This is a genomic window from Variovorax davisae, from assembly GCF_030316845.1.
GTDB classification, from domain to species: Bacteria; Pseudomonadota; Gammaproteobacteria; order Burkholderiales; family Burkholderiaceae_C; genus Variovorax; species Variovorax davisae.
On the sequence record NZ_JASZYS010000021.1, the window covers coordinates 42253 to 54603 of the forward strand.

The 12351-nt window shown below is 67.4% G+C and carries 9 protein-coding genes and 1 pseudogene; all 10 read left to right on the top strand.

What is annotated here, in order from left to right:
* Position 1: 1 nt before the first annotated feature.
* Positions 2-196: pseudogene (gene thmT / locus QTI33_RS32480) on the top strand (2-hydroxymuconate tautomerase); the annotation flags it as partial.
* A gap of 47 nt (positions 197-243) precedes the next feature.
* Positions 244-3828: an indolepyruvate ferredoxin oxidoreductase family protein gene (locus tag QTI33_RS32485; protein ID WP_286510702.1), complete on the top strand. Its 3585-nt coding sequence runs from the start codon at positions 244-246 to the stop codon at positions 3826-3828.
* Between the two features lie 37 nt (positions 3829-3865).
* Complete coding sequence (locus QTI33_RS32490; protein ID WP_286510703.1) at positions 3866-4300, top strand: MaoC family dehydratase; 435 nt, start codon at positions 3866-3868, stop codon at positions 4298-4300.
* A gap of 9 nt (positions 4301-4309) precedes the next feature.
* Positions 4310-5986 carry a PHA/PHB synthase family protein gene (locus QTI33_RS32495; RefSeq protein WP_286510704.1) on the top strand — a complete coding sequence of 559 codons (1677 nt, stop codon included), beginning with the start codon at positions 4310-4312 and terminating at the stop codon, positions 5984-5986.
* Between the two features lie 20 nt (positions 5987-6006).
* Positions 6007-6795: an enoyl-CoA hydratase gene (locus QTI33_RS32500; protein ID WP_286510706.1), complete on the top strand. Its 789-nt coding sequence runs from the start codon at positions 6007-6009 to the stop codon at positions 6793-6795.
* Between the two features lie 36 nt (positions 6796-6831).
* Positions 6832-8127: a polyhydroxyalkanoate depolymerase gene (locus QTI33_RS32505; protein ID WP_286510707.1), complete on the top strand. Its 1296-nt coding sequence runs from the start codon at positions 6832-6834 to the stop codon at positions 8125-8127.
* Between the two features lie 398 nt (positions 8128-8525).
* Positions 8526-9662: an ABC transporter substrate-binding protein gene (locus QTI33_RS32510; RefSeq protein ID WP_286510708.1), complete on the top strand. Its 1137-nt coding sequence runs from the start codon at positions 8526-8528 to the stop codon at positions 9660-9662.
* 24 nt (positions 9663-9686) lie between these two features.
* Complete coding sequence (locus QTI33_RS32515) at positions 9687-10559, top strand: branched-chain amino acid ABC transporter permease (RefSeq protein WP_286510709.1); 873 nt, start codon at positions 9687-9689, stop codon at positions 10557-10559.
* The gene (locus tag QTI33_RS32520; RefSeq protein ID WP_286510710.1) at positions 10556-11548 is read left to right on the top strand and encodes a branched-chain amino acid ABC transporter permease; all 993 of its coding nucleotides are present in this window, start codon (positions 10556-10558) and stop codon (positions 11546-11548) included. The genes QTI33_RS32515 and QTI33_RS32520 overlap by 4 nt, the downstream gene beginning before the upstream one ends.
* Positions 11545-12342: an ABC transporter ATP-binding protein gene (locus tag QTI33_RS32525; RefSeq protein WP_286510711.1), complete on the top strand. Its 798-nt coding sequence runs from the start codon at positions 11545-11547 to the stop codon at positions 12340-12342. The genes QTI33_RS32520 and QTI33_RS32525 overlap by 4 nt, the downstream gene beginning before the upstream one ends.
* Positions 12343-12351 lie beyond the last annotated feature (9 nt).

Sequence of the window (12351 nt, forward strand, 5' to 3'; positions counted from 1 at the left end):
CGCCATGCCATTCGCACAGATCCACATGATCGAAGGCCGCACCGAGGAACAGAAGCGCGCCGTGATCGAGAAAGTCACCCAGGCCCTGGTGGACGCCATCGATGCGCCCAAGGCCAACGTGCGCGTCTGGATCCACGAGCTGCCCAAGGAAAACTGGGGCATCGCCGGCGAAACGGCCAAGTCGCTCGGCCGCTGAGCTTCTCCGCCCCCATCGCGTCGCCCCACCACCCAAAAGACCCTCCCATGGCCACCAAGAAAGACATCCCCAACCCCTTCACCCAGGAGGAAGGCTCGATCCACCTGGGCGGCATCGATGCGCTCGTGCGCCTCACGCTCGACCAGGTGCGCACCGACGCGCGGCGCGGCCTCAGGACCGGCATGTTCGTCTCCGGCTACCGCGGCTCGCCCGTGGGCATGCTGGACGCCTCGCTGATCCGGCAGGAGAAGCTGCTGGCCGAGCACCACATCAAGTTCGTCGACGGCATCAACGAGGACCTCGCGGCCACCGCCGTGTGGGGCACGCAGATGCTGCACACGGTCGGCAAGCAGAAGTTCGACGGCGTCACGGGCATGTGGTACGGCAAGGCGCCCGGAGTCGACCGCAGCGGCGATGCGCTCAAGCACGCCAACTACACGGGCATCGGGAAGAACGGCGGTGTGCTCGCGGTGGTCGGCGACGATCCGAGCTGCAAGAGCTCGTCGCTGTGCAGCCAGTCCGAGCCGATGCTGTTCCACGTCGGCATGCCGTCGCTGTACCCGGGCAATGTGCAGGAGATCCTCGATCTCGGCCTGCACGGCTACAACATGTCGCGGCTGTCCGGGCTGTGGGTGGGCCTGAAGATCGTCACCAACGTGGCCGACGGCACGGGCACGGCCGAGGTCTCGCCGGAGCGGCTGAACTTCGTCACGCCCGACCTGATGTTCGACGGCAAGGCCTTCACGCCGAGCATGAACCTCGGCATGAACGTGCGTGCCGAGGCGCTCGAAATGGAGCAGTCGCTCTACACCCGCCGCCTCGAGGTCGCCAAGCGCTACGCGCGCGAGAACAGGCTCAACAACGTGGTCTTCGAGAACCGCGACGCCTGGCTCGGCATCATCACCGCGGGCAAGACCTACAACGACCTGCGCCAGTCCTTCCTGGAACTGGGCCTGGATGACGAGGCGCTGCGCCGCTACGGCATCCGCATCCTCAAGATGGGCATGCTGTTCCCGATGGAGCCCACCGTGGTGCGCGACTTCGCGCAGGGGCTGGAAGAGATCTTCGTCATCGAGGAGAAGCGGCCCTTCCTGGAGATGTTCGCCAAGAACGTGCTCTACGGCATGGCCAACGCGCCGCGCATCGTCGGCAAGTTCGACGAGGAAGAAAAGGAGCTGCTGCCGCACTATGGGGAGTTCGAATCGGATGTGATCGGGCGGGCGCTGACCAAGCGGCTCTCGCGCAAGGCCAGCGTCGAATCGGCCGAGGCCTGGCTCAGGCGCCTCGACGAGATCCATGCGCGCGCCAAGCTCGCCACCGCCACGCGCACCGCCTGGTACTGCTCGGGCTGCCCGCACAACAGCTCGACCCAGGCGGTCGAGGGAAGCATCGTCTCGGCCGGCATCGGCTGCCACACGATGGCCATGTGGATGGACCGCAACGTCGTCATGGGCACGCACATGGGCGCCGAAGGCGCGCAGTGGATCGGCATGGCGCCTTTCACCGACACCCCGCACATCTTCCAGAACATGGGTGACGGCACGTATGCCCACTCGGGCAGTCTCGCGATCCGCTACGCGGCGTCGACCCACGCCAACATCACCTTCAAGCTGCTGCGAAACGCCCATACGTCCATGACCGGCGGGCAGGAGATCATGGGCGCGCATCCGGTGGCCGACATGGTGTCGGACCTGCTCGCCAACGGCGTGAAGAAGGTGATCGTCACCACCGACGACGTGCAGGCCTACCAGGGCGTGAGCCTCGCCGGCGACACGCAGGTATGGCATCGGGACCGGCTCGACGAAGCCCAGCGCGCGCTGGCGGCGACCCCCGGCACCACGGTGCTGATCCACGACCAGGAGTGCGCGGCCGAGCTGCGCCGCGCACGCAGCCGCGGCAAGGCCGAGGAGCCGGTGGAAGTCACGGTCATCAACGAGCGCGTGTGCGAGGGCTGCGGCGACTGCGGCGTCAAGTCGAACTGCATGAGCGTCGAGCCGGTGGAAACCGAGTTCGGCCGCAAGACGCGCATCCACCAGTCTTCCTGCAACAAGGACTTCTCCTGTGTGAAGGGCTTCTGCCCCTCCTTCCTGACGATCACGCCGAACGCGGCGCCGGACGCCGGCGAGGCGGGCGCGAAGAAGAAAAAGAAGAAGGGCTGCATCCCGGCGCTCGACCGCGCGCTGCCGGAGCCGGTCTCCAAGGTCGACGCGAGCTTCGGCTTCAGCGTGCACATCATGGGCATCGGCGGCACCGGGTCGGTGACCGTGACCGCGACGATCGCCGCGGCCGCGCGCCTCGAAGGCAAGCATGTCATCGGCCTCGACCAGACCGGGCTCGCACAGAAGGGCGGCTCGGTCATCTCGGACATCAAGATCACCAACGCGCCCTTCGACGGCTCGAACAAGATCTCGGACGGGCGCGCCGACCTGTACCTGGGTTTCGACATCCTCAACGCGACCGACCCCAAGAACCTCGACAAGTGCCATCCGGAACGCACCATCGCGGTGGTGTCGACCACGCAGACGCCGACGGGGCAGATGATCGCCGACCGGCGCGTGCTGTTCCCGGCCACGCGCGGGCTCAGCGCCGGCATCGACCGCGTGACGCGCAAGGCCGACAACGTGTTCCTCGATGGGCAGGCACTGGCCGAGGGCCTCTTCGGCGACAGCATGGCGACCAACACCTTCATGGTCGGCGTGGCCTACCAGGCCGGCACGATCCCGCTGAAGGCCGAATCCATCGAGACGGCCATCCGCAACGCCGGCGTCGGCGTCGAGATGGGGCTGGCCGCCTTCCAGTGGGGTCGCATGGCGGTGGTGGACCGGGCGGCGGTGCTGGCCGAGATCGCGAAGGGCGCCGGCTCGGCGGGCGCGTCGGCGCCACCGGCGCCGATGACGCCGCAGGCGCGTGCGATCGTCGACGCCGTGGGAGGCGAGGGTGAGGTCCGACGGCTGCTCGAGGTCCGCGTGCCGGAGCTGATCGCCTACCAGGACGAGGCCTATGCGAAGCGCTATGCCGCCGTGGTGGCACGCGTGCTGAACGCGGAGCGCAGCCGCACGCCGGGCACGGCCGCGCTCGGCGAAGCCGCCGCACGCTACCTCTACAAGCTGATGGCCTACAAGGACGAGTACGAGGTGGCACGGCTGCACACGGACCCCGCCTTCCTGGCCCAGCTGGACGGCATGTTCAAGCACGGCTACACGGTCAAGTACAACCTGGCGCCGCCGACGATCTCGCGGCGCGATCCGGTCACGGGTCACCTCCTGAAGCAGCAGTTCGGCCCGTGGATGCGCACGGCCTTCAGATGGCTGGCGCGCCTTCGGGGTCTGCGCGGCGGCGCGCTCGATGTCTTCGGCAAGACCGACGAGCGCCGCGAGGAGCGCCAGCTGATTGAAGACTACATCGCGCTGCTCGACGCGATCACGCGCGACCTGAGCCCGGCCAACCATGCCGCCGCCGTGGCGCTCGCCAGCGTGCCCGACGAGATCCGGGGCTACGGGCATGTGAAGGAGAAGAGCGTCGCCGCGGCCAGGCAGTTGCAGCAGCAGCGCATGCAGGCGTTCGTGCGGCCGACCCCGGTCGAGCAAGCCGCCCCGATGCGCGAGGCCGAGGCCGAGCAAGTGGCGGCCTGAAGCGCCGCTCCCATCTACACAGTCACAGGACAACGCCATGAATCGACTCAACGGCTACGACTTCGAAGACCTCGAGATCGGCATGCACGCCACCTTCGCGAAGACCGTCACCGAGGCCGACATCGTCCTGTTCGCCGCGGCCTCGGGCGACAACAACGCCGTGCACATCAACGAGGAGTTCGCGCGCACGACCCAATTCAAGGGCCGGATCGCGCACGGCATGCTCAGTGCCAGCGTGATCTCGGCCGCCATCGCCGGGCGGCTGCCCGGACCCGGCACGGTCTACCTCGGCCAGAACCTGCGGTTCAAGGCGCCGGTGCGGCCGGGCGATACCGTGCAGGCCACGGTGACGGTCAAGGAACTGTCGGCCGAGAAGAAGCGCGTCACGCTGACCACGATCTGCACGGTGGAGGGCAAGGTGGTGATCGACGGCGACGCCATCGTCATGCCGACTTCCCGGCCAGCGCGCTAGGCGGACCGCATGCGCTCGCCGTTCAACATGCCGGACGAGTTTGTCCGGGGCTTCGTCGAATCCGGTACGCGCCTGTTCGGCGCAGGCGCCGGCACGGGGGTGGATCCCACGCAGCTTGCGCAGGCCCAGGGGCAGTACTGGCAACAGCAGGCGGCGCTCTGGGCCGGCTGGCTCGCCAGCGGCGGCACGCAATCGGCCGCCGTGGTCGACGCCGAGCGCGGCGACCGGCGTTTCCACGGCGATGCCTGGAGCGGCCATCCGTGGTTCAGCCTGCTCAAGCAGAACTACCTGCTGAACGCCCGGCTCCTCGGCGAGCTGGCCGATGCGGCCGAGCTCGAAGCGGCGGACAAGCACAAGCTGCGCTTCTTCATGCGGCAGTTCATCGACACGATGAGCCCGGCCAACTTCGCCGGCACCAACCCCGAGGTGCTGAAACTGGCGCTCGAGTCCAACGGCCAGAGCGTCGCGGCGGGCCTGACTCATCTGGTCGACGACCTCGGCAAGGGACGCATCTCCATCACCGACGAGAGCGCCTTCGAGATCGGCCGCAACGTGGCGGTGTCCCAAGGCGCGGTGGTCTACGAGAACCCGCTGATGCAGCTGATCCAGTACGCGCCGATGACCGAGAAAGTCGCGGTGCGTCCGCTGCTCATCGTGCCGCCATGCATCAACAAGTTCTACATCCTGGACCTGCAGCCCGAAAACTCCTTCGTGCGCTTCGCCTGCGAGCAGGGCCAGACGGTGTTCCTGGTGTCGTGGCGCAACCCCGGCCCCGATCTGGGCCACGTCACCTGGGACGACTACCTGGTGCTCGGCGCGATGGCCGCCATCGAGGTCGCACTGGCCGTCAGCGGGGCCGACAAGGTCAACGCGGTGGGGTGGTGCGTCGGCGGAACCATCCTCGCGAGCGCGCTGGCGGTGCTGCGCGCGCAAGGGGACCGGAGTGTGGCCAGCGCAACCTTCCTGACCACCATGCTCGACTTCGCGGAGCCGGGCGACCTCGGCGTCTTCGTCGACGCCCAGGGCGTGGCGCAGCGCGAGGCCACGATCGGTCGCGGCGGCATCTACGCCGGCGCGGAGCTGGGCTTCGTGTTCCAGTCGCTGCGCGCCAACGACCTGATCTGGCCCTACGTGATCGGCAACTACCTCAAGGGCAAGAGCCCCGCCGCCTTCGACCTGCTCTACTGGAACGCCGACGCGACCAACCTGCCGGGGCCGATGTACGCCTGGTACCTGCGCAACATGTACCTCGAGAACAACCTGCGCGAGCCGGACCGACTCACGATGTGCGAGACGGCGGTCGATCTCGGGCGCATCGACATGCCCTGCTACGTCCTCGCGACCAAGGAGGACCACATCGTTCCCTGGCGATCGGCCTACCAGACCACGCAACTGGTCGGCGGCAAGTCGCAGTTCGTGCTCGGCGCGAGCGGGCACATCGCCGGGGTCATCAATCCGGCGTCGAAGGACAAGCGCAGCTACTGGACCGGCGCGGCGCAAGGCGAATCGGCCGACGCCTGGCTCGCCGGCGCGCAGGAGACACCCGGGAGCTGGTGGAAGCACTGGCGCCAATGGCTCAAGCCGCTCGAGGGCAAGCAGGTGGTCGCGCGCCAGCGGCTCGGAAACACCGAACACGCGCCGATCGAGGACGCACCGGGCCGCTACGTGAAGCAGCGCGCCGAATGACTGCCCACCAGGAACCTGCCATGCCCTTCGAGACCCTCCTGATGGCCGAGCACGGTGACACGGTGCGCCGAACCGCCGTCATCACGCTGAACCGCCCCAGGCAACTGAATGCACTCGACGATCAGCTGATGGACGAACTGGGCACGGCGCTGCGGGCCTGCGATGCCGACGATGGCATCGGCTGCATCGTCATCACCGGTGGCGAGAAGGCCTTCGCCGCGGGCGCCGATGTGGCCGCGCTGGCACCGCACGACTTCGCCAAGGCTTATGGGCAGGATCTCATCACGCGCAATTGGGAGACGATCCGCGGTATCCGCAAGCCCGTCATCGCGGCCGTGGCGGGCTTCGCGCTCGGCGGCGGCTGCGAGCTCGCGATGATGTGCGACTTCATCATCGCGGCCGAGAACGCCAGGTTCGGGCAGCCCGAGATTCGGCTCGGCATCGTCCCCGGCGCCGGGGGCACGCAGCGCCTGCCGCGGGCGGTCGGGAAGTCGAAGGCCATGGACCTGGTGCTCACGAGCCGGATGATGGATGCCCGGGAGGCGGAGCGCGCCGGGCTGGTGGCACGCATCGTCCCGGTCGAGCGCTTGATGGACGAGGCGCTCGAAGCAGCGGCCGCGATCTGCGCGCTGGGTGGGCTCAGCGTGATCGCGGCCAAGGAGTGCGTGAACCGCGCCTTCGAGTCGGGCCTGTCGGACGGCGTGATGTTCGAGCGGCGGTTGTTTCACTCGCTGTTCGGGACCGCGGACCAGATCGAAGGCATGGCCGCGTTTCTCGAAAAGCGCAAACCCGCGTTCGGCCCGCGCTGATCGCCGGCCCGATCATCCAGCCCAGGAACCGTCGCCATGCTCTATCACCTGCATGAAACCCAGCGCTCCCTCATGGAGCCGTTCGCCGACTTCGCACAGGCCGCGTCCAAACTCTACGGCCAGGGCGCAGCGCTCGGGCAGACGCCGATGGCCCAGCGCATGGCCGCCGGCTACGACCTCCTGTACCGGCTGGGCAAGGACTACGAGAAACCCGAGTTCGGCATCAAGACCGTCAAGGTCGACGGCCACGAGGTCGTGATCCACGAAAGCGTCGAGATTGAGAAGCCGTTCTGCCAGCTGCGCCGCTTCAAGCGCTTCACCGACCAGCCGGAAACCCTGAAGACGCTCAAGAGCCAGCCGGTGGTGCTGGTGGTGGCGCCGCTGTCGGGCCACTATGCGACCTTGCTGCGCGACACCGTGCGCACCCTGCTGCAGGGCCACCAGGTCTGGATCACCGACTGGACCAACGCGCGCCTGGTGCCGCTGTCGCAAGGCGAGTTCCACCTGGACGACTACGTCCACTACGTCGAGGACTTCATCCGCCACCTGCAGGCCGAGTACGGCAACTGCCACGTGATCAGCGTCTGCCAGCCGACGGTGCCGGTGCTGGCCGCGGTGTCCCTGATGGCCAGCCGCGGCGAGAAGACGCCGCTGTCGATGACCATGATGGGCGGACCGATCGACGCCCGCAAATCGCCCACCGCGGTCAACAACCTGGCGATGAACAAGAGCTTCGAGTGGTTCGAGAGCAACGTGATCTACCGGGTGCCGGACGGCTTCCCGGGCGCCGGGCGGCGCGTGTATCCGGGCTTCCTGCAGCACACCGGCTTCGTCGCGATGAACCCGGAAAACCACGCCAGCAGCCACTGCGACTACTTCGAGAACCTGATCAAGGGCGATGACGCGAGCGCCGAGGCGCACCGCAAGTTCTACGACGAGTACAACGCCGTGCTCGACATGGACGCCGACTACTACCTGGAGACGATTCGAACGGTGTTCCAGAAGTTCGACCTGGTGAACGGCACCTGGGAAGTCAGGAACCCCGCCGGCGAGCGCGAGCCGGTGCGCCCGCAGGACATCCATTCGACCGGCCTGCTGACGGTCGAGGGCGAGCTGGACGATATCTCGGGCTCGGGCCAGACCCGCGCCGCGCACGAACTGTGCACCGGGGTCTCGGCCGAGGCGCGGCGGCATTTCGAGGTCGAGGGCGCCGGCCACTACGGGATCTTCAGCGGCCGCCGCTGGCGCGAGCAGGTCTACCCCGAGGTCCGGGCCTTCATCGCGCAGCAAGAGCGGGGCAATCCCCGGGGGTGTGGAGAAAGCTCGGAATGAAAAAGACTCGGTCTCGGCCCGACCCCTTCGGCATCCACAGCGTCGGGACCCATCTGATCCTCTCGACAGCGGATTCACGTCGCAAGGCGCGGTGACCAACGGCTTCAGCGCCAATCCGGCCCAGATCCGTTCGAGCAACTCGGTCGGCAATCGTTTCTGTGACCGTGGGCGGCCCGACCTACTTCGCCGCCACCACCGCCCAGGCCGGACTCGCCTCTGTTGGCATCCTCCTTGCTTGCTAACCGTTTAATTAATTCGAGGGCACAGAGCTAACCCTGAAACGGTGCATCCCGAGGGGTGCTATCCTCGGCCTCACAATTAATTGAGCGTTTAATTATGTTCGTGCCGAAGGCTTTGCCGGCGGCGTCATCACTGCTTGTTTCGAAGGAGATTCGTCGATGCTGAAGTTGTTCAAATCCGCCTGTGCCACCGGCCTGGCCCTGGGCCTGGCGTCCATGGCAACGGCCCAGGAGTCCATCAAGATCGGTGTCATCGAGCCGTTGACCGGCTCGGTGGCCTACAACGGCCAGGCCTTCGTGAGCGGTGCCAAGCTGGCCGTCGAGCGCCGCAATGCGGCCGGCGGCGTGCTCGGCCGCAAGATCGAGCTGGTCATCGAGGACGGCCAGTGCCAGCCCGCCAACTCGGTCAATGCGGCCGAGAAGCTGATCCAGCGCGACAAGGTGGTGGCGCTGGCCGGCGCCTTCTGCAGTTCGGCCACCGCGGCCGTGATGCCGGTGGCCGAGAAGTACAAGGTGCCGCTGCTGACTGGCGTGTCGTCCAAGGCCGATCTGACCGAGAAGGGGATGCAGTACTTCTTCCGCTCGGCCGAGACCGACCGCCTGATGTCGAAGACCTTCAGCAAGATCCTGGCCGAGAAGCTGCAGCTCAAGACCGTGGCCTACATCGGGGTCAATGACGACTGGGGCCGCGGCGGCGTGGAGGACTTCTCGAAGGACCTGAGCGCGCTCGGCGTCAAGACCGTCATGAAGGAATACTTCGACCACGGTGCGACCGACTTCTACACGCTGCTGACCAAGCTGCGGGCGAGCAATGCCGACGGCGTGTTCGTGGCCGCCGAGACACAGGACGGCGCCATCCTCGTGAAGCAGTTCAAGGAGTTCGGTCTCAAGACCAAGATCTTCGGCGTCGGCTCGTGGGCCACGGCCGACTTCGTCGGCCTGACCGGCGACGCCTCCGAGGGCATCTACGCCGCGGTGCCCTACGCCTCGAGCCTGCCCGGCGAAGCCAACAAGGCCTTCGTCGAGCGCTACCGCGCGAGCTACAAGGAGAAGCCGGGCAAGTACGGCGCCGCCGGCTACAACGCGCTGAACATCATGGTGGAAGCCATCGCCCGCGCCGGCAAGGCCGAGCCCGAGGCGGTGCGCGACGCCCTGCGCAAGACCGACTACACCGCGCCCAATGGCCGCTTCCGCTTCACCGACAAGGGCGAAGGCTACGGCTTCGACGTCGTGCTGGTGCAGATCGCCAACAAGGAACCGCGCGTGGTCGCCGAAGCGGCGACCGAGAAGCCCTGAGGCCGGCCGCGAAGGAACGCCAAGATGGAACTGCTGCCACAGTACCTCGTCAACGGCCTGGTGACGGGTTCGTTCTACGCCTTGTCGGCGCTGGGACTGACCCTGATCCTCGGCCTGATGCGGGTCGTCAATTTCGCCCACGGCGAGCTCTACATGCTCGGCGGCGTCATGGGCTGGTGGGCCACGACGCGGCTCGGGCTCGACTTCTTCAGCGGCCTGCTGCTGGTCGCCGTCGCCATGGGCGCCTTCGGCTGGCTGATCGACCGCTTGCTGATCGAACGCATCCGCGACCAGGGCGAAGAGCCCGGGATCCTGCTGACCATCGGCCTGTCGATCTTCCTGGCCAACACGGCCTTGCTGATGGTCGGCACCGCCCCGCTGAAGGTCGAGGCGCCGATCTCGGCGGGCCCGGTGTTCCTCGGCCCGATCGTGCTGACCAAGCTGCGGCTGTTCGCGGTCGCGGTCTGCGCGCTGCTGATCCTCGCGGCCTGGTTGACGATCCACAAGACCCGGCTCGGCCGCTCGATGCGCGCCACCTTCCAGGACCCGATGGCGGCCCGGCTGGTCGGCATCCGCACCGCCAATGTCTACGCCAGCACCTTCGCCATGGGCACTGTCATCGCGTCGCTGGCCGGCATGCTGCTCGGCTCGATCTATTCGGCCCAGGTGTCGGTGGGCGGCCTGGTGAGCATGAAGGCCTTCGTGGTCGTGATCCTCGGCGGCATGGGCAGCTTTCCCGGCGCCATCGCGGGCGGGCTTCTGCTCGGCGTTTCGGAGGCGCTGTGGGGTGGCTACGTGGCGACCGGCTGGGTCGACATCATCGGCTTCGTGCTGGTGATCCTGACCCTCGTCTTCCGGCCCTACGGCCTGTTTGCCAAACGAGCGGAGCGCGCATGAGATTCGAAAAACGTTGCCTGCTGGCCCTGATGGCGCTGGCTGCCCTGGTGCCGCTGGTGGTGCGCGACCAGTACGTGCTGCACATCGCGATCATGGTGCTGTTCTACGCGGTGCTGGCCACCAGCCTCAACCTGGTGGTCGGCTACGTGGGCGAGTTCTCGCTCGGCCACACCGCCTTCCTGGGCACCGGCGCCTATGCCGCGGCCATCCTGGCGACCCGCTACGGCTGGCCGGTCTGGGCCACCATTCCGGTCGCGGGGCTTCTCGCGGCGGTGATGGGCGTGGTCATCGGCGCCATCACGCTGCGGCTGCAGGGGCCGTTCTTCGTGATCGTCACGCTGTCGTTCTCGGAAGTGCTGCGCCTGGTGGCCGACAACTGGATCGCGCTCACCAACGGGCCGATGGGCATCGCCGGCGTGCCGCAGCCCGCCCTGCTGGCCGAGGCCGGCAACCTGGGCGCGAAGCAGTTCTACTACGCGCTGGCCTGGTTGCTGCTGGCCGCGGCGCTGTACCTGTCGTTCCGTTTCGTGAACTCGAACGCCGGCCGCGCCGCGGTGGCGGTGCGCGAGAACCGCTACGTCGCGCAATCGATCGGCATCCGCCCGCTGACCTACTCGATGCTCGCGCTGGTGCTCGGCGCCTTGCTGTCGGGCATGGCGGGCGGCTTCTATGCGCACTACATCTCGTTCGTCGGGCCCGAGGTGTTCCGCTTCGCCTTCATGGTCAGCATGATCATCATGGTGCTGATCGGCGGCAAGGGCACGCTGGTGGGACCGCTGATCGGCGCCTTGCTGGTGACCTTCCTGGAGGAATACCTGCGCGAGACGAAGGAGCTGCGGCTGTCGCTCTTCGGCCTGGCCGTGATCGCCATCGTGCTGTTCCTTCCGCGCGGCCTGATGGGCTTCATCACGCAGCGGCGCGAGACCCGTGCGAAAGAGGTGGCGCAGCCCGCTGCACCCGCGCAACGCACCGCCGGGAGGCCCGCATGAGCGCCGCGGCACTGGCCGCCGGCGGCGGCTCGCTCGAGGTCCGTGGGCTGGGCAAGTCCTTCGGCGGGATCAAGGCCGTCAAGGACATCAGCTTCGACGTCCATGCCGGCGAGATCGTCGGGCTCATCGGGCCCAACGGCGCGGGCAAGACCACCTGCTTCAACCTGATCACGGGCTTCTACACGCCGAGCGGCGGCAGCGTCCGCTACGGCGGCCAGGAAGTGACCGGCGAGAAGCCCTTCCGCATGGCGCGCCGGGGGATCGTGCGCAGCTTCCAGAAGACCAACATCCTGAAGTCGCTGACCGTCTTCGAGAACGTGCTGACCGGTCATTACCTCGAGGCCAAGCAGTCGCTGTGGTGCACCTTCTTCCCGACCTCGAAGGTGCGCGCCACCGAGCGCCAAGTGCGCGAGAGCGCCGAGCAGATCGTCCACACGATGGGCCTGTCGGAACGCATGAACGTGCCGGCCCACATGCTGTCGTGCGGCGAGCTTCGGCTGCTCGAAGTCGCGCTGGCGCTGTCGGCCAAGCCCGAGATCCTGATGCTCGACGAGCCGGCCGCCGGCCTCAACAGCCATGAGGCGAGGCGGTTCGGCGAAATCCTGAAGCAGCTGCGGGGGCGCTTCGTCCAGTCGATCCTGATCGTGGAGCACAACATGGGACTGGTCATGGGCGTGTCGGACCGCGTGGTCGTGATGCACTTCGGCGAGAAGCTCGCCGAGGGCACGCCGGCGCAGGTGCAGGCCGATCCGCGTGTCATCGAAGCCTATCTGGGCGGGGGGAAGAAATCATGATGGCCGCAT

What these genes read in the sequence shown, in the direction of transcription:
- QTI33_RS32500 (WP_286510706.1), top strand. Translation starts at nt 6,007, where the DNA reads ATGCCCTTCGAGACCCTCCTGATGGCCGAGCACGGTGACACGGTGCGC.
- QTI33_RS32510 (WP_286510708.1), top strand. Translation starts at nt 8,526, where the DNA reads ATGCTGAAGTTGTTCAAATCCGCCTGTGCCACCGGCCTGGCCCTGGGC.
- QTI33_RS32495 (WP_286510704.1), top strand. Translation starts at nt 4,310, where the DNA reads ATGCGCTCGCCGTTCAACATGCCGGACGAGTTTGTCCGGGGCTTCGTC.
- QTI33_RS32525 (WP_286510711.1), top strand. Translation starts at nt 11,545, where the DNA reads ATGAGCGCCGCGGCACTGGCCGCCGGCGGCGGCTCGCTCGAGGTCCGT.
- QTI33_RS32520 (WP_286510710.1), top strand. Translation starts at nt 10,556, where the DNA reads ATGAGATTCGAAAAACGTTGCCTGCTGGCCCTGATGGCGCTGGCTGCC.
- QTI33_RS32490 (WP_286510703.1), top strand. Translation starts at nt 3,866, where the DNA reads ATGAATCGACTCAACGGCTACGACTTCGAAGACCTCGAGATCGGCATG.
- QTI33_RS32515 (WP_286510709.1), top strand. Translation starts at nt 9,687, where the DNA reads ATGGAACTGCTGCCACAGTACCTCGTCAACGGCCTGGTGACGGGTTCG.
- QTI33_RS32485 (WP_286510702.1), top strand. Translation starts at nt 244, where the DNA reads ATGGCCACCAAGAAAGACATCCCCAACCCCTTCACCCAGGAGGAAGGC.
- QTI33_RS32505 (WP_286510707.1), top strand. Translation starts at nt 6,832, where the DNA reads ATGCTCTATCACCTGCATGAAACCCAGCGCTCCCTCATGGAGCCGTTC.